Source organism: Kitasatospora sp. NPDC002227 (assembly GCF_040296285.1).
GTDB lineage: Bacteria > Actinomycetota > Actinomycetes > Streptomycetales > Streptomycetaceae > Kitasatospora.
The window spans coordinates 1-23,170 of the sequence record NZ_JBEOWY010000057.1 but is presented as its reverse complement, the minus strand read 5'-3'; the positions used below and the strand labels follow the sequence as shown (position 1 = coordinate 23,170).

The following is a 23,170-nucleotide window of genomic DNA, read 5'->3' as shown; positions in this document are numbered from 1 at the left end:
GATACGGTGAGCCACCGGTGATCTTGGCCGAGGCGGCATGCCCCCAGGACCCTTCTCATGGACGCGCTCCGGCCCGGCAGTTGGTCGGACAGTCGGTTGACCGGACGGTCAGCCGAACCGGTCGAGCGGACGGACGGTGCCCGGGTGCCCGAGGAGTTGGTGGACTACGTCGACGCGGCGGACCGCCCCGTCCGGCGCGGGCCGCGCGGGCGGGCCGGCGAACTGGGCCTGCACTACCGGGTGGCGGCCACCGTCTGCCTGGCCCCCGGCGGCCTGGTCCTGGTCTACCGCCGGCCGGCGGCCGCGCCGGTGTACGGCGGCTGCCACGATGTGCTGATCGGCGGCTCGGTGCGGGCAGGGGAGAGCTACCAGGGCGCCGCCGGGCGGGAGTTGGCCGAGGAGCTCGGCCTGCGGCTGGCGCCCCGGGAGATATACCGGGCCCGCCAGGACTCCCCGATCGGCCCCTGCTGGCTGGCCGTCCACCAGGCCGAACTGCCCGACGGCGCCGCGCTGCGCCCGGACCGGGCCGAGCTGGACTGGTACGGCCTGGTGCCCGCCGCCGACGTCCTGGCCGGCGGCCACGAGCCGTTCGTCCCGGCCGGCCGCGCCGCCCTGGCCCGACTCCTCGACCGCCACCCCCGCTCCACGGAGAGCACCGATGACCACCACCGCCCAACGCCCCGCCCCACCCGGCGCCCTGCCGACCAGGGCGCAGCTGCTGCGCTGCCGTGACCGGCTGGCCGCGCGGGTCACCGAGCAGGTCGGGCCCGACGGGCTGGTCCGGGCGCCCTGCGAGAGCCGGGTGCTCGAGTCGGCGCTGCTGCTGCACCTGCTGACCGTCGAGGAGCAGGACGGCCACGCGCGCGAGCGGCTCACCCGCTACCTGAAGACCGTCCTCGACCTCGACCCGCCGGACGCCGTGCAGATCGCCGTGGCCCGGGCCGCGCTCGGCGAGGCCGTGCCGGGGGACGAGTACGCCCGCCGGGCCCTCGGCGGCGCCGCCGCCGTGCCACGGCAGTGCACCCCGGCCGGGCAGCCGAGTTGGAGCCTGGCGGAGCTCGAGCACTTCACCGCCGACCGCAAGCGCCTGACCTTCCGGGTGCTGCTCGCGGAGCTCGGCGCGGCGGAGCGCCTGGGCGGACGGCCGGTGCCGCCCGAGGCGTTCGAGGAGGCCGGCGCGCAGAGCTGGCTCGGCCTGCAGCTGGCCGCGCTCAAGGTGCTGGCCCACCAGGGCGGGGTGGGCCCGGCCCCGACCGCACGGGACTGGGCGGCGCTGGCCCCCGCGCTGCGGCTCGGCCCGGTCTGGGAGGGCAACCACCTGGCCCGGCTGCTCGGCCTGCTCGCCCTGCGCAAGGATCCGGTGCGCCGCCCCGGCGTGCGGCGGGCGCTGGCCCAGGTCGCCGCCGAGCTGCGCCCGGACGGCGGCCTCCCGTTCGTCACCGGCCTCGACGTCTTCGCCACCGCCATCGGCGGGTTGGCGCTCGCCGACACCACCCGGCCGACCGCCCTGCTGGCCCGGATGGGCGAGGCGCTGGCCGCCCGGCAGCACCCGGACGGCGGCTTCGGCTTCACCCGGGGGGTCGGCCAGAGCGACGTGGACGACACCGCGTACGCCGCCGAGTTCTTCCGCGCCGCGCCCGGCCCCGGCAGTGCGGCGGCCCTGGCGGCGGCCGAGTGCTACCTGCTCGAGCAGCAGGGGGCCGACGGCGGCTTCCCCACCTTCGGGCGGGGCGGCGCCTCCGAGCCGGCCATGACGGCCGCCGCCGTCAACGCCCTGGCGCCGAACCCCCGGTGCGCAGCGGCGGTCGCCCGGGCGATGGACTTCCTGACCGCCCGCGCCGAGGAGCGCGGCGGCGCGGCCCTGCTCGAACGTGGCTGGAGCCGCAACGTCACCAACGTGGTGTTCCGCACGGTGCTGGCCTGCGAGGCAGCGCCCGGCCCGCACCGGGCGCTGCGCCGCCAGCTGCTCACCCGCCTCACCGAGACCCAGCACCCCGACGGCGGTTGGGGCCACCAGGCCGGCGACCCGAGCGACCCGATCAGCACCGCCTACGCCGCCATCGCGCTCAGCCGCAGCCCGCTCCGAGCCGACCGGCTCGGCCGCTGCCTCGGTTACCTGGTGGCCCGGCAGCAGCCCGACGGCGGGTATCTCAGCCGCCCCGACCAGGCCGGCCCGCGGCCGCTGCTGTACGACGTCCCGGCGCTGGCCGACGTGTGCGTGCTGCTCGCCCTCGCCCACGCGGTCGGTCCGGGGCAGGGCGTGTCGTCCGGGTGATCAGGTTCACTCGTTGGGGTCCTGGGGCCGTTCCGGCTTGTGGCGGACGGGCCGGGAGGAGTTCCATCGGGCCGGTCAGGACGGGTGCCCGGCCTCCGGGCCCGGCTGGTTCCGGAGGAGGGTCAGGAGTGGGAGAGCACCGTAGCCCGGTGGCATTACCCGGGGCGCTGCCGCTGCTCGGCCACGCGCCCGCCTTCCTGCGCGACCGGCTGGGCTTCCTGACGGCGGCCCGGGGCCAGGGCGCGGTGGTGGCCGTTCGGCTCGGCCCGGGTCGGACGTACCTGGTCAACGACCCCGGGCTGGTCCGGTCCGTACTGGCCAAGCAGGCCGGGGAGTTCGGGCTCAGCCCGCAGTTCCGGGTGATGCGCCGGATCATCGGCAACGGGCTGCTGGCCACCGACGGCCCGTTCCACCGCAGCCAGCGCAAGCTGATGCACCCCGCCTTCCGGCACGAGCGGATCGCCGAGTACGGCGCCGCGATGAGCGAGCTCACCGAGCGGCGGCTCGGCGGCTGGCAGAGCGGCGAAGTACGGGATCTGGTCGGTGAGTTCAGCGAGCTCGCGACGGAGATCGCGGTGCGCTGCCTGTTCTCCGCCGGGGCCGACGAGCGGGACGCGGCGGCCGTGGCCGGGGCGCTGCCGCACCTGATGGCCTGGGCCGGCAGCCGGGGCATGGACCCGACCGGCCTGCTGGCCAAGCTGCCCACCCCGCTCAACTTCCGCCTGCGGCGCGGCATGGCCGACTTCGACCGGGTGCTGCACGGCGTGATCGGCCGCCGCCGGGCCGCCGGCGCCGAGCGGCGCGGCGAGGACCTGCTCGGGCTGCTGCTCGGCGCCCGGGACGCTGCGACCGGCGAGCCGCTGCCCGACCAGCAGGTGCACGACGAAGCGCTCTCCTTCCTGCTGGCCGGCACCGAGTCCGTCTCGCGCACCCTGGCCTGGGCCGTCCACCTGCTGGCCCGCAATCCCGAGGTGGCCACCCGGCTCCGCCAGGAGGTGGACGGCGAACTCGCCGGCCGCACCGCCGAGTTCGCGGACCTGGAGCGGCTGCCCTACACCCGGCTGCTGCTGCACGAAACGCTGCGGCTCTACCCGCCGGGCTACCTGGTCTCGCGCGCGTCGCTGGCCGACGTCCGGCTGGGAGAGTACCTGATCCCGGCCGGGAGCACGGTGATGTTCTCCTACTACGCGCTCCAGCGTGACCCGGAGCGCTTCCCCGAGCCCGAGCGCTGCGACCCGCTGCGCTGGGAGCGGCCGGGCGCCGCCGGGCGGGAGGCCTTCCTGCCGTTCGGGCTCGGCGCGCACGGCTGCCTGGGGGAGGGGTTCGCCTGGTGCGAACTGGCCCTGGTGCTGGCCTCCTTGGCCGCCCGCTGGGAGTGCGAGCCGCTCGACCCCGGGCCGGTCCGGCCGGTCGCGGCCTTCTCGCTGACCCTGGCCGGCCTGCCGGTGCGCCTGCACGCACGGGCCGCACCGAGGATCCCCAGGCAGTCCACCGCAACGCACCGACGGACGGAGAAGCAGATGGAGTTCGAGGCCCTGACGGCCCTGCTCGTGGAGCTCGGCATCCCCGAGGATGCGGTCACCCCCGCCGCCCTGCGCGAGGAGGCCGGGCTCGACTCGCTGGCGGTCGCCGAACTGGTGCTGCTACTGGAGCGGGACCACGGCCTGAGCGTCACCGAGGAGGAGGTGCACGCCACCACGACCCTTGGTGAGCTGGCCGAACTCCTGGGCGCCAAGCGGGCGGTGGTCCGCTCTTGAGCCCGGCGGAGGTCGGCGTCACCGGGGTGGGCCTGTTCACCCCGGCGGGCGACGGTGCGGCGGCGACCTGGGACCGGGTCTGCAAGGGGCTGCCGACGTCTGAGTTGCTGCCCGAGGGGCAGCTCGCCTGCCGGGCCCCGGCCTTCGACCCCGCCCGGCTCGGCCGGGCCCGCGCCCGGCGGCCGGACCGGGCCACCGCCTTCGCCCTGCTGTCCGCCCAGGAAGCCCTGGCCGACGCCGGGCTGGCCGATGGCTGCGGCGGTGCCCGGGTGGCGGTGGTGCTCGGCTCGGGCCTGGCCGGGGTCGACACCTACGAGAGCGAGCACCGCACCCTGCTCGACCGGGGTGCCCGGGGCCTGTCCGCGCTGGCCTTCCCGAGCAGTCTGGCCAACTCGCTCTCGGCCCAGCTGAGCATCGAACTCGGCGTCACGGGCCCCTCGTTCACCGTCAACACGGCCTGCTCCTCCGGCGCGACGGCGATCGGCCTCGCCCTCGACCTGCTCCGGCTCGGCCGCTGCGACCTGGCGATCGCGGGCGGGGCGGACGCGGCGATCACGCCGTACTACCTGGCCGGCTTCGACCGGGTCCGGGCGCTGTCGCGGCGGTACGCCGACCCGGCCGGGGCGCTGCGGCCCTTCGACGCGGAGCGGGACGGGTTCGTGATCGGGGAGGGCGCGGGAGTGCTGGTGCTCGAGCGGGTGGCGGACGCCCGGGCCCGGGGCGCCCGGGTGCGCGCCCGGCTGCTCGGGTACGGGCTCTCCTCCGACGCCCACCACGTGGTCAAGCCGCACCCGACGGGGGAGGGCCTGCGGGCCTGCCTGGCGGCCGCACTGGCCGACGCCGACGCACCGGCCGCCGAGGTGGCGCACGTCAACGCGCACGGCACCGGCACCCCGATCGGCGACGCGACCGAGGCCGCCGTACTGGCCGAACTCCTGCCCCACCGGCCGGTGGTGAGCGCCACCAAGGCCGTCACCGGCCACCTGCTCGGCGCCGCCGGAGCGGTCGAGGCGGCGCTGACCGTGCTCGCCGTCCAGCACTCGCTGGCCCCGCCGACCGCCAACCTCACCACCCCCGACACCCCGCTCCGGCTGCCCACCACCGCCCACCCCACCCCCGTCCCGCTGGCCCTCACCACCTCGGTCGGCTTCGGCGGCCAGAACACCGCCCTGGCCTTCGCCCGGGCGTAGGGCCTGTCCGGCCGATCACGCCGGGCGGGCGCCGCCGGGGCACGCACCTCGCCGGCTTCTCCTCAGTCGCCGATGCTCCGCATGGACTTCTTCGTCGGCGCCGCCGATGCACGCACCCCAACGCCGCCCGCTGATCCGACGTGATCGGCCGGACAGACCATAGGGCCTGTCCGGCCGATCCCCCCCACAACCCCCAGAGACCCCCGTGCAGACCACCTCCCGTCCGGCCCCCGCCCGCCCCGCCCAGTGCCCGCCCACCGCCACGCCACCCGCCGCCCGGCGGCTCGCCGTGCAGGACCGGCTGCTGCTCAAGCTCGCCCGCCGCGCGCCCGACGCGGCGATGCACCTCGGCTTCACCCTGCTGCTCGACGGCCCGCCGCCGAGCCTGGCCGAGCTGCGGCGGGCGCTGGCAACCCGGGTGGCGGCGCTGCCCGAACTGCGGCTTCGGCTGGCGGAGCGCTCCGGGCGGCGCCCACGCTGGGAGCCTGACCAGGACTTCGAGATCGGGCGGCACGTGTACCAGCTCCCGGGGCTGGACGACCCCGGCCCGGCCGCCGCGCTGGCGGCCACCCTCGACCACGCGCTGCCCAGGGACCGCCCGCTCTGGTCGGTCAGCCTGCTGCGCCGCCCCGGCGGGTACGCGCTCGGCTACCGCGCCCACCACGCCTTCCAGGACGGCCTGGCCGCCGCCGAGACGGTCGAGGCCCTGTTCGGTCCGCCGCTCAAGCCCCGCCCGGCCGGGCCCGCCCCGGACCGCCCGCCGCGCTGGGACGCCGAACTGCTCCGCGAGCTGCTGCCGCCACCGCGCCGGGGCCCGCACTGGAGCGCCCTGGACAGCGGACTCAGCGGCGCCAGGACCGCCCACCCCGTCGAGGCCGACCTGGCCCGGCTGTACGCGGTCGGACGGGCCACCGGCGCCAACATCCACCAGCTCTGCCTGGCGCTGCTGACCGCCACCCTGCGCGCCTGGCACCCCGCCGACTGGGCCGGGCCCGGCCCCGGCCTGCGGGCGACCGTCGCCGTCAGCGTCCGCCCGCCGGACGACCCGTACCGGCTGCTCGGCAACTGCAGCGGGGTGGCCGGGGTGCCGCTGCCCTGCCCGGAGGCCGACCCGCTCGGGCAGCTGGAACTGCTGCGCGAGCAGGTCACCTTCGCGCGCTACGCCGAACTCGGCCGCCGGCACCGGGTGCTGTACCAGCGGATGCCGTACTGGTGCGGCAGCCTGAGCCTGAACCGCAGCATCGACCCCCGCCGCACCCCGCTCACCCTCGCCGACGTCCGGCTGCGCCGCGAACTCTCCTTCGCCGGCACTCCGGTCAACGCCGTCCTCCCGATCCCCGTCTCGGTCCCCGGCCAGCCCCTCTTCGTCGGCTGGACCACCCACCGCGGCCGCCTGCACACCACCTTCCTCGCCGACACCGCCCTCCCGGGCGCGGAGCGCCTGCCGCAGCTCTGGCAGGAGGCTCTGGCCACACTCGAACTCGTCGCCGCCGAACCCTCGATGCCGTAGTACCCGTCCGGCCGGTTAACAGTGGGTGATGACGGAGTGTCAGGGGCCGGTCACCGAGGTGAGAAACCTCCGTCCGGCCTCTTCTCCGGCAATGTGATGTATGCAATGGTACATGTCACACTCCCCACCGTGTGCACGACAGAAGCGGGCGCCCCCATGCCCGCTTCCGTCTCGGACACGGTCCGCACCTCCAGGGCTGCGCCCCTAACGCAGCCGCAGACCGGCCGGGAGGCCCCCACATGAAGTCCGCCCCCACGCGGTACGGCTTCGCCAGAGCGCTGATAGCGCTGCTGGCCTGTTGTCTTGGCTTCGGCCTGTTCGCACCCGCCGCCCAGGCGCGTGTCCAGGCCCCGACCACCGGCGGCAAGGCGCCCACACAGCCCGCCCGCCCCGGTCTCGCCCCGCAGCCCGCCGCCGGCACCGTGGCCGCCCTGGCCGACGCCGACGAGGGCAAGCCGCTGAGCAGGGCCGAGGCCGCCAAGCACCGCACCCCGCTGCAGGCCCCCGTCAGCCGGCAGCTCTCCGTCAAGGCCGCCGCGAAGCCGGCCGCCCGCGGCCTGGCCGCCGCTGCCTCCTGCGCCGCCGCCGACTTCGGCTCCAAGAGCGGCAGCGCGCTGGTGCAGCAGATCACCTCGTCCAGCCTCGACTGCATCAACTCCCTCTTCCCACTGAAGGGTTCGGACGCCCACGCGGTGTTCCAGGAGTCCCAGATGGTCACCGCCGCCAACGCGCTGCGCGACCTCTCGGTCAGCTACCCCGGTGACGACAGCACCTCGGTCGGCCAGCTGGTGCTCTTCCTGCGCGCCGGCTACTTCGTCCAGTGGTACGACAAGGCCGACGTCGGCGACTACGGCAGCACCCTGCAGACGGCGATCCGGGGCGGGCTCGACGCCTTCTTCGGCAACGCGCACTCCCAGGACGTCACCGAGGCCAACGGTGCGACCCTGGCCGAGGCCGTCACGCTGATCGACAGCGCGCAGGAGAACGCCCGCTACCTGTACGTGGTCAAGCGCCAGCTGGCGAGGTTCAACAGCTCCTGGCTCAGCTCCTGGTCGATGACGGCCTCGCTCAACAACGTCTACACCGTGCTCTGGCGCGGCCACCAGAACGCGGACTTCCTGCCCGCCGTCCAGGCCGATCCGAGCATCCTGACCGCGCTGCACGACTTCGGATTCACCAACAGCGCGCTGCTCGGCACCTCGAACGACTACATCGCCTCCAACTCCGCACTGGAGCTGGGCCGGTTCCTCCAGCACCCCGAGGTGCTGAGCACCGTGCAGCCGCTGGTCAAGGACGTGCTGAACCGCTCCTCCGTCACCGGCCCGAGCTCCGCCCTCTGGGTGAACGCGGCCAGCGAGGCGTACTCCTACGACGCGGCGAACTGCTCCTACTACGGCGTCTGCGGCCTGCCGGACACCCTCAAGTCCGCGGTGCTGACCACCACTTCGGTCTGCAGCCCGAGCATCACGATCATCGCGCAGTCGATGACCGCCGACCAGCTGGCCGCCACCTGCACCAGCCTCAAGGGCGAGGACGCGTTCTTCCACAACATCGTGAAGGACAAGGGCGCGGTCGCGAACGACTACAACACCACCATCCAGGTCGTGGTCTTCAACTCCAGCGCGGACTACAAGAAGTACGCGGGCATCATCTTCGACATGAGCACCGACAACGGTGGCATGTACCTCGAGGGCAACCCGGCCGACAAGACCAACCAGCCCCGCTTCGTGGCCTACCACGCCGAGTGGGTGCCGGACTTCTCGATCTGGAACCTCAACCACGAGTACACCCACTACCTCGACGGCCGCTTCGACATGTACGGCAACTTCGCCGCGGGCACGTCGACCCCGACCGTCTGGTGGATCGAGGGCTTCGCCGAGTACGAGTCCTACGCCTACCGCGGTGTCACCTACGACGACGCCGTTGCCCAGGCGGGTCTCGGCACCTACAAGCTGAGCACGCTGTTCGGCACCACCTACGACAACGCCGACCAGACCCGGATCTACAACTGGGGCTACCTGGCCGTCCGTTACATGCTGCAGTCACACCGCGCGGACGTCGACACCATGCTCGGCTACTTCCGGGCCGGCGACTGGGCGGCCGCCCAGACCCTGTTCAACACCACCATCGGCACCCGCTACGACGCCGACTTCGCGGCCTTCCTGGCCGCCTGCAACAAGGGCGACTGCGGCACCCTCGGCCAGACCAACCAGCCGCCGACGGCCGCCATCGCCGCCGTGGTGAGCGGTCTGAACGTCAGCTTCACCGACGCCTCCAAGGACGCGGACGGCACCATCGCCTCCCGCTCCTGGGACTTCGGTGACGGCAGCACCTCCACCGCCGCCAACCCCGCGCACTCCTACGCCAAGTCGGGCACCTACACCGTCAAGCTGACGGTGACCGACAACCAGGGCGCCACCGCCTCCGCCAGCCAGGCGGTCACCGTGGCGGGCACCCCGGAGTGCACCGACCCCGACACCCGGGTGCTCGGCAAGAACTGCGGCCGTAGCAACCTCTCGGCCACCACCGGGAACTACAAGTACTTCTACCTGCTGCTCCCGTCCGGCGTCTCCACCCTGAAGATCAACGCCTCGGGCGGCACCGGCAACGCGGACCTGTACTACAGCAACAACGGCTGGGCCACCACCAGCAACTACAGCACCGCCTCGGTGCGCACCGGCAACACCGAGTCGCTCACCATCAAGAACCCGCCGGCGGGTTACACCTACCTCAGCCTCTACGCTAAGGCGGGCTTCAGCGGCGTCACGCTGACCACCTCGTTCTGAGTCACCGGCTGACCTGAGGGCGCGGAGGGGCGACTCCCCTCCGCGCCCTCGGCGTTCCGATCAGCCGCGCGGCAGCACCAGCTGCTGGACGCTCGGCAGGTGGCGCCAGTCGCTGGAGACGATGCTGGCGTGTGCGGCGGCCAGCTGGGTGGTGCGGGCGGCGGCCTGGTCGGCCGTCGGGTCGGTGGCACTGATCGCGGGGGAGACGTTCTGCGCGTCGGTCATCACCAGCAGGTAGTGCCGGGTGTCGTACCAGGAGGTGTCGATCCCGCCGCCCACGTACGCCGAGGCGTCACCGTCGAAGACCACGAACCACGGGCGGATGCTGGTCTCGCCGTACGCCGAGCGCGGGTCGCCCGAGGCGGCGCCGTGCACCACGGGGAAGACCTGGGCCTGGCCGGCCTTGCCGGCGGCGGCGAGGTCCCGGAGGTGCCGCGAGTACTCGACGTCGGTGTGCAGGGTGTCGAAGGGGTTGTTCTCCTCGACCGTGCCGGGTATCACGTCCACCAGCACCCGCCCCGAAAGGGCCTGCCGGCTCGGCCAGTTGCCCGCCTTCGCGGCGTCGTCCAGGGTCGCGTACGAGCCGCCGCCGGGCTTGGCGAGCAGGTCGGCCGGGCGGAACACGGCGCTGCCCAGGTGGGCGGCGATCAGCGCGTCCAGCTGGTCCGGCCCCATCCCGTTGTTGGCCGAGAAACCGGCCTTGAGCTCCAACTTGACCACCAGCGGGCCGGACTGGGGGTGCGCGGCGAGCCAGACCCGCAGGTCGTCGAAGCAGCTCTCCAGGTTCTTGTTGGCCCCGCCCGAGTACAGCTGTGCGGCGCTGCTCGCATTGACGCAGTTGTTGCTGTTGCCCAGCGGGTTGGAGTGGCTGACCTTCCACTCCTTGGTGACGATGTCGGTCCAGGCGTCCAGCTCGACCATGCTGGTGCCGGTGTCCAGCGCCTGCGCGAGGTAGCTGAAGGCAGCGGGGTCGTAGGTGTTGTGGATACCGACGGTGGTCGCCGAGGCGAACGGCAGCTGCCCCGCGCCACTGGCGCCCGCCTGCTGCGCGGGCAGGGCGAAGGCGGCGGCGGCGACGGCCACCAGCGCGGCGGCGACGGTACGGCGGACGGTCAAGGGAGTCTCCTGTCGAGGTGTCAGCTCGTGCGGTGCGGCGCCACGGAGGGCGGCTGCCGTGCAGCAGCATGGGCCATCCGAGCGGATTCGAGGTGACATGACAAGGAAATCTACTGGCGGGTTGTGAAGTTGCCGGCCCTGCTACTTCAGCAGCCGGGACAGGCGGCGGTCGGCCAGGGTGCGGCCGCCGGTCTGGCAGGTGGGGCAGTACTGGAGGGAGGAGTCGGCGAAGTTGACCGAGCGGACGGTGTCGCCGCAGCGCGGGCAGGGCAGGCCCTCGCGGCCGTGGACGGCCAGGTGGGACTTCTTGTCGGACTTGAGGGTGTCGGCGGCCGTGCTCGCGCGGGCCCGGTCGAGGGCGGCGCCGAGGACTTCGCGGATCGCGGTGTGGAGCCCGGCCAGCTGCTCGGGGGTCAGGGAGGACGCCAGGGCGTAGGGGGAGAGCCGGGCGGCGTGCAGGATCTCGTCCGAGTAGGCGTTGCCGATGCCTGCGAGGGTGCCCTGGTCGGTGAGGAAGGTCTTCAGCCGGCGCCGGGCCGGGGAGGCCAGTGCGGCCAGCTGCTCCGGGGTGACGGCGAGCGGGTCGGCCCCGAGCTTGGCCACGCCCGGCACCAGCTGCGGATCCGTCACCACGTACGCGGCCAGCCGCTTGGTGGTGCCCTGCTCGGTGATGTCGAAGCCCGAGCCGTCGTCCAGGTGCAGCCGCAGCGCGAGCGGCCCCTTGCCCGCCTTGAGCGGCGCACTCCGGACGGGGAAGCTCGCATGGTGCCGCACCCAGCCGGCCCGGGCCAGGTGCAGCACCAGGTGCGGCCCGCCCTCGGTGGTCAGGTCGAGGAACTTCCCGTGCCGCCCGACCCCGCTGACGGCCTGCCCGTACAGCGCACTCACCGGCGGATCGAAGGTCTTGAGCACCTGGAACGACAGGACGTCGACCTGGCTGATGCTCCGCCCGGCACAGGCGGCGGCCATCAGCTGGGCGAGCGCTTCGACCTCTGGCAGTTCCGGCACCCGATCAGTGTGGGGCGGTGCTCCCGGAGAAGCCGGGAGCGGCGCGCCTACCGTCGCATCGGCCCGGCCGGGACGGGCTCGGCGCCGGACTGCAGGACCGCCTCGGCCCGGGCGGCGTGGAAGGCCTCGACCGGATCGCCCTGGTCGGACCAGACCGAGGAGCCGCAGTAGGGGCCGATCAGCCGGAACTGCTCCAGCGCGGCCTCGTACATCTTGGCCCTGCCGAGGTAGAAGGCCAGCAGGTGGCGGAGCGAGGAGACGTGCGAGCGGTCGGCCGGGGCCCCGGCCAGCGCCTCGGCCGCGGTGGTCAGGCGCTGGCGCAGGACGGCGTGGGAGGGGAGCGCCGAGCCGCGCTTGTCCAGCTCGGCCAGCGCGTACAGGTAGAGGCCCGGGAGCAGGCTGTCCTTCGGAGCGTTGTCCATCGCCTGCTCGACGAACCGCATCATCTGCACGTCGGAGCCGAACCACTTGGCGCAGCGGTACTCCATGCCCTGCCAGTGGCCCTCGAAGTGGTGCGGGGCGCGGGCGACCAGACCGTCCCACAGGGGCTTGAAGCGGTCGGGGGTGTACCGCGCGCCACGGGCCGCGGTCACCATGACGACCCAGGGGGCCGGGTTGTGCTCGTCGAGCAGGGCGGCCCGCTCGGCGGCCTCGATCGCGGCCGGGAGCAGGGCCTGGAACTTCGCCATGTTCTCGGCCGGCACCTCGTGCGCATATTTATTGCCCCGGATCTCCCAGGCGCGGTGCACCATCAGGTCCGCCTCGAGGGTGGCCGCGTCGCAGCTGCCCGGATCGGCCGCGCGCCAGGCCGTCAGCCAGTCGTCCTGCTTGCGCGCGACGGCACGCAGCAGGTCGTACCGCTCCGCGTGCTCGTCCCAGTCGGTGCCGGCCGCCTTCAGGTGGGCGGCGGCGGCCGCCCAGTCGCCGCCCCAGACGGTCTCGGCCAGTTCCTGCGAGGCCCTGATGACGTGCGGGGCGGCCGACGGCCCGGCCCGGTGGGGGTCGAGCGCGTCCCGGGGCGGCAGCCCGTACGCCGCGGCGTCGAAGGAGACCGGTGCCCGGCCGCTGCCGGAGCCCGCGGCGCGCTTGGCGGCCTTGGAGCGGCGGCTCGTCACCAGGGCGACGACCACGAGGACGGTGAGGAAGGTGAGGAGATGTGTCACGACCGAGGATCATCCTCGAACGAACGGCCGAGAGCAACGGAGAAAAGGCTGGTGAGCGGCCGTTCGGTCTCAGAGGGCCCGGGCCAGGCGTTCGATGCCCTCGGTGACCTGGGCCGGGGTGGCGGCGGCGCTGTAGCCGATGCGCAGGTGGGCGCCTGAGGGTTCGGCGGCGAAGTAGCCGCGGCCGGGGGTGACGGCTACGCCCTGGCGCAGGGCCGCGGCGGTGGCGGCGCGGTCGTCGGTGCCGTCGGGGAGGCGGAGCCAGAGGTGGTAGCCGCCGTACGGGAGGCGGTCGGGGAGGAGGCCGGGGAGGGTGCGGTGCAGGGCGGCGACGGCGGCGCTGCGGCGGTCGGCCAGAGAGGTGGCGAGGTCGCGCAGGTGGCGGGCCCAGGCGGGGGAGCCGACCAGTTCGAGGGCGGTCTCCTGGAGCGGGCGGGGCACGAAGAAGCTGTCGGTGGACTGCACGGCCCGCAGCCGCTCCAGCGCCGGGCCCCGCGCGGTGAGCGCGCCGACCCGCAGGCTCGGCGAGGCCGGCTTGGTGAGCGAGCGGACGTGCACGACGACCCCGTCCGGGTCGTCGGCCGCCAGCGGTGCGGGCAGCGGCGGGGCGTCGGCGTGCACCAGCGAGCGGGCGAAGTCGTCCTCCACCACGAAGGCCCCGGCGGCCCGGGCGATCGTCAGCACCTCCCGGCGCCGCTCGGGCGCGAGCACCGTCGCCGTCGGGTTCTGGAACAGCGGCTGACAGACCAGCACCCGGGCCCGGGTCGCCGCGAAGGCGTCGGCGAGCAGGTCGGTGCGCAGCCCGTCGGCGTCCATCGGCACCGGCACCGGCCGCAGCCCGGCGGCCCGGGCGACGGCGAGCGTGCCGGGGTAGGTGGGCGACTCGACCAGGACGGGTGCGCCGGGCGCGGCCAGTGAGCGCAGCGCCGTGGTGAGCGCGCTCTGCCCGCCGGCCGAGACCAGCACCTTGGAGGTGGTGAGCGAGCCGCCGATGTCCCGGGCGAACCAGGCCCGCAGCTCGGGCAGACCGTCCACCGGCGGGCGCTCCCAGGCGCCGGGCCGCCGCCCGGCCCGGGCCAGGGCGGCGGAGAGGGCGCGCTCGGGCTGGAGCGAGGGGTGCAGGTAGCCGCTGTTGAGGTCGATCACGTCCGGGGCCTGGACGGCGAGCGCGCCGAGCACTCCCGAGGCGTCGGTGCTCCGGGCGGGCGGCTGCCCGGCCTCGGCGCTGAGCGCCACCTCCTGCCAGGAGAGGTCGGCGGTAGCGGTGGCGGCCGCCCGGGGGGCGGCGCGGAAGACCCCGGCGCCGGGCCGGGAGACCACGGCACCCTCGCCGACCAGCAGCGCGATCGCCTTGGAGACCGTCACGGGGCTCACCTGGTGACGCTCCATCAACGCCCGGCTGGACGGCAGCTTGCCGCCGACCGGGTAGCGGTTCAGCTCACCCCGGAGTATGGCGGCGAGTTCGGCCACACTGCTACGCTCATTCATGAGAGCACAAGATAGCGCTATCCGCCCGACCGCGATAGCGGTCGGCGCGCAGGCAACGAGCAGCTCCACCACGGTCGGCAGTCTCCTCGCCGCGTCCGGGGTGTTCGCCTTCTCCTTCAGCTTCCCCGCCACCGCCTGGGCCCTGCAGGGCTTCGGCCCGTGGAGCTCCACCGCGCTGCGCGGCCTGCTCGCCGCCGTGACCGCCGCCGTCTGCCTGCTCGCCGCCCGCGCCCCGCTGCCCGCGCGCCGCCACTGGCCCGGGCTGCTGGCGGTGGCCGGCGGGTGCGTGCTGGGCTTCCCGCTGCTCACCACCTTCGCCGTCCAGGCCTCCTCCACCGCGCACACGGCCGTGGTGGTCGGCCTGCTGCCGCTGTGCACGGCCGTGGTCGCCACCGTGCGCACCGGCGCCCGCCCGCCGCGCGCCTTCTGGGTCGCGGCGCTGGCCGGGGCGGCCGTGGTGCTCGCCTTCACGCTCCAGCAGAGCCACGGCAGCTTCTCGACCGCCGACCTCTTCCTGTTCGCCGCGCTCGCGGTCTGCGCGGTCGGCTACGCGGAGGGCGGCCGGCTGGCCAAGGAGCTGCCGGGCTGGCAGGTGATCGCCTGGGGCGTGCTCATCGCACTGCCCGTCATGCTGCCCGCCGCGCTGCTCGCACTGGCCGCCGAGCCCGTCCACCTCGGGTGGCACGCCGTCACCGGCCTGGCCTACCAGGGGCTGGTCTCCCAGTTCGGCGGCTTCGTGGTCTGGTACCGGGGCATGGGGCAGATCGGGGTGCCCAAGGCCAGCCAGTTCCAGCTGGCCCAGCCGCTGCTCACCCTGGTCTGGGCCACCGTGCTGCTCGGCGAGCACCTCACCCCGGCCGCGCCGCTGACGGCGGTCGCGGTGCTCGGCTGCATCGCCGCCACCCAGCGCGCCCGGGGCTGACCGGACCGGCTACCGGATGCCCGCGTCCTTGCAGGCGCCCGCCAGCTCGGGGGTGCAGATGTCGGCGGCCTTGTAGAGGCCGCCGGACACCACGGTGGAGGCCACGGTCTGCTTGGTGACCACGATCGGGGTGAGCAGCTTGGAGGGCACCTGGGCGCTGCCGCTCTGGATCATCGAGCTGGCGACGGAGGTGACGTCCAGGCCCTTCAGCAGGTAGACGGCGATGTTGGCCGCCGCGTCTGCCTCCGGCTGGTAGGGCTTGTAGACGGTGTACGCCTGGTCGCCCGAGACGATCCGGCGGATGGCGTCGATCGAGGCGTCCTGCCCGCCGACCGGGATGTTCTTCAGGCCGGCGGCGTGCAGCGCGTCCTCGATCGCGATGGCCATGCCGTCGTTGGCCGAGTAGACGGCGTCGATGTTGTCCTTGCCGAGGGTGCGGATCGCCTCGTTGATCTTCTGGGCGGCCAGCGTGGGCTGCCACTCGCCGGACTGCTCGTAGGCGACGGACTTCACCTTGTTGTCCAGCATCCGGTGCGCGCCGGTCTTGAAGTCCGCGGCGTTCGGGTCGGCCTCGGCGCCGTTGATCATCACGATCTGCGCGCTGCCTGCCTTGGGACCCAGGGCGTCGAGCAGCGCGGTGCCCTGCAGCTCGCCGGTGCGCTCGTTGTCGAAGGAGACGTACGCGGCGACGTTGCCGGCCGCCAGACGGTCGTAGGCGATGACCTTGGCGCCCTTGCTGTTGGCCTCGTCCACCCAGTTGGCGGTGTTCTTGGCGTTCACCGGGTCGAGCAGGATGACCTTGACGCCCTTGGCGAGCAGCGACTCGAACTGGTCGTGCTGGGTGCCTTCCTCGCCGTTGGCGTTGGCGTAGTCCACGGTGCACTTGGTGCACAGGCCCGCGATGGCGCTGGTGATCAGCGGCTTGTCGAAGGTCTCGTACCGGTTGGACGAGGTCCGTTCGGGCAGCAGCAGACCGATGGTCTTGCTGCCGGAGCCCGTGGAGCTCTGGCTGCTGCTGCTGCCGCCGCATGCGGCCAACGCCAGTGCCAGCGACACGGCGGTGGTGCCGACGAGGGTGCGACGGATCATCGCGTTCATGGTGGGTGGTGCCTTCCCGACAGCGCCGCGGCTTTGCGGCTGAGGGGAGGGAGTCAAGCGCCAGCACCGACTTGACGTCAAGAATTAAAGCACCAGATCGGAGAAATCGCCCAAGTCGTTGTAGGGCCGTTGCCTTATCGAAGATCATTAAGGATCTGAAAGGGCAACTCGGACTGTGACGTTGACAACTCTTCAAGAGTTTTACGCCGCATGCGACCGGTGTCGTGCGGCTACGAACCGATGGTCGGCGGCCAGGGCCCGGTCTCCGGGCGGATTTCGGCGGCCTCGGCGGCCGGATCGGCGGGCCAGGGCGGCATTGTCACGGCCACCACGTGCAGCGGCGGCCCGGCCGGATCGGCCCGGAACTGGAAGGCCGTGCCCAGCGGGACGGTGAGGGTCAGCCCCGGGTGCAGCTCGGTCACCTCGGCCCGCCCGTCCTGCCGCCGCCACATCCGCCCGCCGCCCTGGACGACGTGCCAGATCTCCTGCACCGTCGCGTGCGAGACCGCCCGGGAGACGGCCCCCGGCGCCAACTCGAAGCGGGCCAGGCTGCCCAGCCCGGGCAGTGCGGCCAGCGGACGGACCGTCGAACCGTCCGCCGCCGCCACGCGCGGTGCCCCTTCGGTCTCCTGCTCCTGGTACGGGACGTGCTCCACGGTGCCCTCCCCGGCTCGGTCGGTCGGCCTCAGGTGCTGCTTCGCGGTGCTGCTCGTCGGTGCTTCTTCGCTGTACTGCTTCGCGGCGCTGCTTCTCGGTGCTACTTCTCGGTGCGCACCACCAGGCAGACCCCACCGACCACGATCGCGCCACCGAGCAGGATCGGCCAGGTCAGCGGCTCGGAGAGCAGCAGCCAGCCGAGGAAGACCGCGACCACCGGGTTCACGTACGCGTAGGTGGCCACCAGCGGCAGCGGGGCGTGCTGGAGCAGCCAGGCGTAGGCGGTGAAGGCGATCAGCGAGCCGAAGACGATCAGGTAGCCGAGCGCCACCCAGGAGCCGGTCGAGACGGCGGCCGGGTGGAAGGCGGTGGGCTCGCCGCGCAGCAGGGCCAGGGCGAGCGCCCCCAGGCCGCCGGCCAGCATCTCGTACACGCTGGCGACCAGGGCGTTGCCGGGCATCGGCAGCCGAGCGGCCAGGAAGGAGCCGGAGGACCAGAGCACGGTCGCGCCGACCACGGTGAGCATGCCGGAGAGCTGTACCTGGCCGCTGATGCCCGGCACGGTGAGCACCCCGAGGCCCACCAGGCCGACCGCCACGCCCAGGACGGTCATCGCCGGGGTGCGCTGCCCGGTGGCCCGGCGCAGCAGCACCACCCAGAGCGGCACCACCGCGACCAGCAGCGCGGCCAGCCCGGAGGGCACCGACCGCTCGGCGAAGACCACCAGACCGTTGCCGCCGACCAGCAGCATCAGCCCGACCAGCGCGGCCGAGCCCAGCTCACGGGCCGAGACCTTCAGTACCCGCGGCCCCTGGCGCGCGCTCAGCAGAGCGGCGAGGAGCAGGCCCGCGCAGAGGAAGCGGGCGGCGGCGGAGAGCATCGGCGGCACCGTCTCGACGGTGACCCGGATGGCCAGGTAGGTCGAGCCCCAGACCACGTAGACGATGCCGAGGGCGGCCCAGGCCGCGCCGGAGGCGCGCGGGGCGGCGTCGGCGCTCCGGAGCCGCGGGGGCTTGGAGGTGGGCCGGTCGGACGTGGCTGTCATCTGTCTCTCCTGAAGTTGCTCCTGTACAGGGTTCCGCAAGGCGTATGGCACCACACCCGCCCCGGAAGTGCGAGAGGCGGGGCACCCCTTTCCGAAGCAGTGGCGTTCGCGCCCCCAGCGGCGTGAAGTTCGCGCCGCGCCGGACGCGGTGGCACGGCCGTCCCGGCGGGCGGGTGCACGCTTGGGCGATGGACTGGATCGCCGCCCCCGACTACTGGCTCGGCCGGCTGCTCCTCCAGCGCCTGACCGCCGGGGTCTACCTGCTCGGATTCCTGGCCGCCGCCCGGCAGTTCCGCGCGCTGATCGGCGCCCATGGCCTGCTGCCGGTGCCGCGCTACCTGGCCCGGGTCCGGTTCGCCCAGGCCCCGAGCCTGTTCCACCTGCGGTACTCCGACCGCCTGTTCGCGGCCGTCAGCTGGACGGGCGCCCTGCTGGCGGCGGCCGTGCTCGCCGGCGGCGCCGAACTCCTGCCGCTGGGCGGTGCGATGGCGGTGTGGGCACTGCTCTGGGTGCTCTACCTCTCGATCGTCAACGTGGGGCAGACCTGGTACGGCTTCGGCTGGGAGTCGCTGCTCCTGGAGGCGGGCTTCCTGGCCGTCTTCCTCGGCAACGGGCGGGTGGCGCCGCCGCTGCCGGTGCTCTGGCTGGTGCGCTGGCTGCTCTTCCGGGTCGAGTTCGGCGCCGGGATGATCAAGATCCGGGGCGACGCCTGCTGGCGCCGCCTCACCTGCACCCGCTACCACCACGAGACCCAGCCCATGCCCGGCCCGCTCAGCTGGTTCTTCCACCATCTGCCGGCCCCGCTGCACCGGATCGAGGTGGCGGCCAACCACGTCGTCCAACTCGGCGTCCCCTTCCTCCTCTTCACCCCGCAGCCGGTCGCCACCTGGGCCGCGCTCGCGATGACCGTCACCCAGCTCTGGCTGGTCGCCTCCGGCAACTTCGCCTGGCTCAACTGGCTGACCATCGCACTGGCCTGCGGCGCGCTGGCCGCCTCCGCCCTCCCCGGGCAGGTGCCGGCCCGGACCTTCCCGGCGACCCCGCTCTGGTACGGCGTGCTGGTCTGGGCCGTCACCGCGCTGGTGCTGGCCCTCAGCTACCGTCCGGCCCGCAACCTGCTCTCGCGCAGCCAGCAGATGAACCGCTCGTACAACCCGCTCCACCTGGTCAACGCGTACGGTGCGTTCGGCTCGGTCAACCGGCTGCGGCTCGAAGTGGTGGTCGAGGGCGAGTCCGGTGAAGGTTGGAAGGAGTACGGGTTCCGGGGCAAACCGGGTGAACTGCGGCGGCTGCCCCGGCAGTACGCGCCCTACCACCTGCGGCTGGACTGGCTGATGTGGTTCGCCGGGATCTCCCCGGCGTACGCCCGCTCCTGGTTCACCGGCTTCGCCGCCCGGCTGCTGGTCAACGACCCGGACACGCTGCGGCTGCTGCGCCACAACCCCTTTCCGCACGCGCCCCCCGACCGCGTCCGTGCGCGGCTCTACCGCTACCGGTTCACCAGCTGGCGGGTGTTGCGGCAGACCGGCGCGTGGTGGGAGCGCACGCTGGTGCGTGAGTACCTTGCGCCGGTCACGCTCCACGAGGTCGGCCACCTGCTGGGGGAGCGGCCGGGCCCTCCGCGCCGTTCGTACCGGGACCGACGGTGAGTCACGCCACGGACGCCCACAGCCGACCGGGTGCGTGCACCCCTCGAACGCCCACCCGTATCCTGGGCGTCCGCGCCGCTGCGCCCGCTCCACCTTCCCCGCCTGCCACTCCTGCCACGAAGCGGACCTCTCCATGACAGTGAGCTACCTGAACGAAACCGGCCCCGAGGCAGTCGAACCGGCGGACGGCACCGACGCCACCTCGACTCTCACCGCCCGCGAGGCGCTTGCCCGCTACGCCGAACTGGGCGGTTTCACCCTCGGCGCCGAGACCACCCCCTGGTACGCCGCCACCGAGACCATCGCCACCCCCGAGGACGCCCGCTCGGCCTCCACCCTGCTCGCCGAACTGCGCGGCGGCGACGTCACCGCGACCCGTGACGCCGTCCTGGCCCTCGCTCCGGACAGCGGCCTCGCCGAGCCGGACACCCTGGTCGCGCTCGGACTGGTGGCCGGCGTGCTGCAGCGGGTGCACGGCACCGCGGGCAAGCTGCGCGGCGAGGTGTACGAGGCGGACCTCGACGCGCTGACCGCCGCCACGGCGGGCGGGCGTTGGCGCAAGGAGCGCGGCATCCGGATCTCCTGGCTGAAGCGCCGCGGCCTGCAGGCCCAGGCGAAGGCGCTGGCCGTCGGGCGCGGCGCTAAGAAGGCCGACCTGCACGAGGCGCTGGTCGCGGCCACCGCCGAGCGGGACGACTGGACCGCGCTCGCCGGGGCCGGCCGCCCGACCGCGCCGGCCGACGCCGCAAAGCTCGCCGAGGCCGCCCAGTCGGTGGACGCGCTGGCCCAGGCCGCCCGTGCCCTGGCCCGGCTGCTGCCCGGCTACGACCTCGAGGCCACCCCGCTGGCCGAACTCACCGACCTGATCGACCGCCTGGCCGCCGACGAGGGCACCCTCTACCGCCTCCCCACCCTGCGCGCTCTGCACACCGCCCTCACCACCACCCACGAGCTCACCCCGCTCGTCGAGGACCTCACCACCCGCCAGGCCGACCGGGCCACCGCCCTCGCCGCCTACGACCTCGCCCACCCGGCCGCCGCCACCGCCGCGATCGCCACGACCGCCGCCGCCGTTCCGGCGCAGGCGGGCAGCCCGGACGCGGCGGTCGAGGCGGAGGCCGCGGAGGTCGCGGAAGCCGCGGAAGCCGCAGAGGCAGCGGAGGCTGAGCAGGACGTTGCTGCTGAGGCTCCGGCTGAGACGCCGGAGTCCGTGCTGGGCCTGGAGCCGGAGACCGAGGCCCCGGCTGAGGTCGCCGCCGAGGAGGTGGCCGAGCCCGTCGACGTTGCCGAGCCCGTGGTGGCGGAGCCGGAGGCGGTTGCCGAGGTTGTCGCCGAGGAGCCTGAGGCTGAGGCCGAGGTTGCCGCTGAGCCGGCCGAGGAGCCGGAGACCGTTGCTGAGGCTCCGGTCGAGGTCGTGGAGGCTGTCGCTGAGGAGCCGGAGACGACGACGGAGGTTGTCGCCGAGGCTGCCGCCGTTGCTGTCGAGGAGGTGGAGGCCCCGGCTGAGGCCGAGGCCGAGGAGCCGGAGACTGCTGCCGAGGCTCCGGTCGAGGTTGCGGCGGCCGTCGCCGAGGAGCCGGAGGCCGTCGCGGACGTAGTCGCCGAGGCCCCGGCTGAGCCGGCCGAGGTGGATGCGGTGGCCGAGATGGTGGAGCCGGCCGAGGCCGAGCCCGCCGCCGAGGAGGCCGCTGTCGCTGAGCCCGCTGACTTCGCCGTGGCCGAGCCGCCCGCCATCGTGGTTGAGCTTCCGGAGATCGAGCCCGAGGCTCCGGCTCAGCCCGAGCAGGAAGAGCCCGCCGAGGCAGAGGCCGAGGTCGAGACTCAGGCTCAGGCGGAGGCCGAGGTCGCTCCGGCTCCGGTCAAGGCGGGGCGTCGGCCGAAGAAGCCCGAGCTGACCGCCGGTCGCCCGATCACCGCGTACACCGCCGAGGAGCTCACGGCGCTGGTCCGCTGGATCGACAGCGACTACGTCACCCGCAGCGACGACGAGCTGCTGCGGGCCGCCATGAAGGAGCTCGGCTTCGCCCGCCTGGGCCCCCGCATCAAGGAGGCCCTGGGCGCGGCCGTGGCCGAGGCCCGAGGCTGACACAGGTCGCCCGCTGAGGGGGCGTGAACGGGATCCGGGGCAGCGGCCCTGCTCCCGCTCACGCCCCCTCAGCCGTCCCCGGGGCAGTCTCAGTTCGCCGGCGGGTTGCCGCCGATCTCCCAGATGTACCCGTCCAGGTCGGCGAAGCTCGCGGTGCGCGGGCCCCACGGCCGGTTCACCGGACCGTTGAGCAGTTGCACCCCCGCCGCCGTCAGCCGCTCCACCCGGGCGTCCACGTCCGCCACCTCCACGGTGAGCACCACCCGCGCGCCCGCCGACCGGTCAGCGGCGACGGCCGGCTCGATCAGCTCGGGCACGGCCGGCTCGTGCAGCAGGTTGACGATCGAGCTCCCGAACCGGAACGCCGCCGAGGCCTCGTCCTCGAAGATCGGCGAGCACTCGAAGACAGTCCGGTAGAACTCCTTCGCCGCCGTCAGGTCCCGCACGAAGATCGTGGTGGCGGCGATCCCGCCGGCCCAGCTGGTCGTCATGGTCCGTGTCCTCCCGTGGTCGATGTGGTCGATGTGGTCGGGAGACTAGCGCCAGGGACTGTCAGCCGACCGGAGCCGGACCAGGTGTCAGTCGCAGGGCGCCCGCCTCGAGGGCGTACAGGACCACCGCGCCGTTCCCGGCGCGCACCGTGAACATCTCCTCGGGCGTGCGCCCTTCGATGATCAGGCGCAGGGCCCGGAGGGTGGTGCCGTGCGTGACGGCGACGAGGTTCGCGCCGGCGGCGAGCCGGGGTGCGGCCCCGTCCAGCCAGGGGCCGACCCGCCGCACGACGTCCTGGAGCGACTCGCCGACCGGGAGCTCCTCGCCGGCCTCGGGGTGCCCGTCCCGGTGCCGGGACTGACGTGGGTCGTCCGCGGCGACGGCCGGCGGCCGGACGTCCCACCCCCACCGCCACTGCTCGACCAGCTCCCGGCCGTGGAGTGCGGCGAACTCGGCATGGCCGCCGCCCTCCAGAGCGCCCACGTGGCGCTCGTTCAGCCGCCAGTCGCGCACCACCCGGGGGCAGAGGCCCGGCAGCTCGCCCAGGGCGATCGCCGCCGTGTCGACCGCCCGGCGCAGCTTCGAGGTGTGGACTTCGTGCCAGCCGATGCCGCTCCGCGCGAGCACGGCACCGGCGGCCCGGGCGTCCTGCCGGCCCTTCGCGGTCAGGGCTTCGTCCGCCCACCCGGTGAAGCGGCCGGATCGGTTCCAGGCCGTCTCACCGTGCCTGACGAGCGCCAGGTAGGTCATGGCGTGCGTCCCCCCGTCCCAGATCCGGTTCCACGACGGAGATCATGGCACGGGGGGCGGAGCCCGCCGGCCGGCCGGTGCCTGGGTCAGACACCCCATGACGTTTGAGGTCAAGCGGCATGGAGGTGGGCGTGGTGCGACCAGGCGGTCGCTTCGTCGTATCGGGTGCGGGTCTTGA

The 23,170-nt window shown here is 73.9% G+C and carries 18 protein-coding genes; 9 read left to right on the top strand and 9 right to left on the bottom strand.

Going from position 1 to position 23,170, the window contains the following annotated elements:
• Positions 1-96: 96 nt before the first annotated feature.
• The 6 genes from ABT095_RS33165 to ABT095_RS33140 all read left to right on the top strand — a co-directional run bounded on the left by ABT095_RS33165 (position 97) and on the right by ABT095_RS33140 (position 9,518).
• Positions 97-732, top strand: a complete 636-nt coding sequence (locus ABT095_RS33165; protein ID WP_350533269.1) for an NUDIX domain-containing protein — start codon at positions 97-99, stop codon at positions 730-732.
• Entirely contained in the window at positions 659-2,275 is a 1,617-nt protein-coding gene (locus ABT095_RS33160) for a prenyltransferase/squalene oxidase repeat-containing protein (protein ID WP_350533268.1), read from the top strand. Before ABT095_RS33165 ends, ABT095_RS33160 begins: the two co-directional genes overlap by 74 nt.
• Positions 2,276-2,403: 128 nt before the next feature.
• On the top strand, positions 2,404-4,032 hold the full coding sequence (locus ABT095_RS33155; protein WP_350533267.1) for a cytochrome P450: 1,629 nt from the start codon (positions 2,404-2,406) through the stop codon (positions 4,030-4,032).
• Complete coding sequence (locus ABT095_RS33150) at positions 4,029-5,222, top strand: beta-ketoacyl-[acyl-carrier-protein] synthase family protein (RefSeq protein WP_350533266.1); 1,194 nt, start codon at positions 4,029-4,031, stop codon at positions 5,220-5,222. Before ABT095_RS33155 ends, ABT095_RS33150 begins: the two co-directional genes overlap by 4 nt.
• A 205-nt stretch (positions 5,223-5,427) precedes the next feature.
• A complete protein-coding gene (locus ABT095_RS33145; RefSeq protein WP_350533265.1) occupies positions 5,428-6,732 on the top strand; it encodes a wax ester/triacylglycerol synthase domain-containing protein in 1,305 nt (434 codons plus the stop codon).
• Between the two features lie 239 nt (positions 6,733-6,971).
• Entirely contained in the window at positions 6,972-9,518 is a 2,547-nt protein-coding gene (locus ABT095_RS33140) for a collagenase (protein ID WP_350533264.1), read from the top strand.
• Positions 9,519-9,578: 60 nt separating this feature from the next.
• Here the strand turns inward: ABT095_RS33140 and ABT095_RS33135 are convergent, their stop codons facing one another.
• The 4 genes from ABT095_RS33135 to ABT095_RS33120 form a co-directional block, all read right to left on the bottom strand.
• On the bottom strand, positions 9,579-10,634 hold the full coding sequence (locus ABT095_RS33135) for a phosphatidylinositol-specific phospholipase C domain-containing protein (protein ID WP_350533263.1): 1,056 nt from the start codon (positions 10,632-10,634) through the stop codon (positions 9,579-9,581).
• A gap of 141 nt (positions 10,635-10,775) precedes the next feature.
• Positions 10,776-11,642, bottom strand: coding sequence for an Fpg/Nei family DNA glycosylase (locus tag ABT095_RS33130; protein WP_350533262.1), 867 nt, complete (start codon positions 11,640-11,642; stop codon positions 10,776-10,778).
• 47 nt (positions 11,643-11,689) lie between these two features.
• The gene (locus ABT095_RS33125; protein WP_350533261.1) at positions 11,690-12,805 is read right to left on the bottom strand and encodes a hypothetical protein; all 1,116 of its coding nucleotides are present in this window, start codon (positions 12,803-12,805) and stop codon (positions 11,690-11,692) included.
• Positions 12,806-12,874: 69 nt separating this feature from the next.
• Entirely contained in the window at positions 12,875-14,293 is a 1,419-nt protein-coding gene (locus ABT095_RS33120) for an aminotransferase-like domain-containing protein (RefSeq protein ID WP_350533260.1), read from the bottom strand.
• Between ABT095_RS33120 and ABT095_RS33115 the strand changes: the two genes are divergently transcribed.
• Complete coding sequence (locus ABT095_RS33115) at positions 14,292-15,215, top strand: DMT family transporter (protein ID WP_350533259.1); 924 nt, start codon at positions 14,292-14,294, stop codon at positions 15,213-15,215. The genes ABT095_RS33120 and ABT095_RS33115 overlap by 2 nt on opposite strands.
• 9 nt (positions 15,216-15,224) lie before the next feature.
• Here ABT095_RS33115 and ABT095_RS33110 read toward each other — a convergent pair whose 3' ends face one another.
• From ABT095_RS33110 to ABT095_RS33100, 3 genes are all read right to left on the bottom strand, one after another.
• Complete coding sequence (locus tag ABT095_RS33110; protein ID WP_350533258.1) at positions 15,225-16,313, bottom strand: sugar ABC transporter substrate-binding protein; 1,089 nt, start codon at positions 16,311-16,313, stop codon at positions 15,225-15,227.
• Positions 16,314-16,543: 230 nt separating this feature from the next.
• A complete protein-coding gene (locus ABT095_RS33105; protein ID WP_350533257.1) occupies positions 16,544-16,969 on the bottom strand; it encodes a cupin domain-containing protein in 426 nt (141 codons plus the stop codon).
• A 101-nt stretch (positions 16,970-17,070) separates the two neighbouring features.
• Positions 17,071-18,015 (bottom strand): EamA family transporter, encoded by a 945-nt coding sequence (locus tag ABT095_RS33100; RefSeq protein ID WP_350533256.1) that lies wholly within the window; start codon positions 18,013-18,015, stop codon positions 17,071-17,073.
• Positions 18,016-18,203: 188 nt separating this feature from the next.
• On the opposite strand from ABT095_RS33100, the gene ABT095_RS33095 reads away from it, so the two are divergent.
• Together ABT095_RS33095 and ABT095_RS33090 are read left to right on the top strand one after the other, a co-directional pair.
• On the top strand, positions 18,204-19,664 hold the full coding sequence (locus ABT095_RS33095) for a lipase maturation factor family protein (protein ID WP_350533255.1): 1,461 nt from the start codon (positions 18,204-18,206) through the stop codon (positions 19,662-19,664).
• Positions 19,665-19,797: 133 nt separating this feature from the next.
• Entirely contained in the window at positions 19,798-21,750 is a 1,953-nt protein-coding gene (locus tag ABT095_RS33090) for a hypothetical protein (protein WP_350533254.1), read from the top strand.
• Positions 21,751-21,839: 89 nt separating this feature from the next.
• Here the strand turns inward: ABT095_RS33090 and ABT095_RS33085 are convergent, their stop codons facing one another.
• Both ABT095_RS33085 and ABT095_RS33080 read right to left on the bottom strand, forming a co-directional pair.
• The gene (locus tag ABT095_RS33085) at positions 21,840-22,241 is read right to left on the bottom strand and encodes a VOC family protein (protein WP_350533253.1); all 402 of its coding nucleotides are present in this window, start codon (positions 22,239-22,241) and stop codon (positions 21,840-21,842) included.
• Between the two features lie 61 nt (positions 22,242-22,302).
• Positions 22,303-22,992, bottom strand: coding sequence for a 2,3-bisphosphoglycerate-dependent phosphoglycerate mutase (locus ABT095_RS33080; RefSeq protein WP_350533252.1), 690 nt, complete (start codon positions 22,990-22,992; stop codon positions 22,303-22,305).
• Positions 22,993-23,170 lie beyond the last annotated feature (178 nt).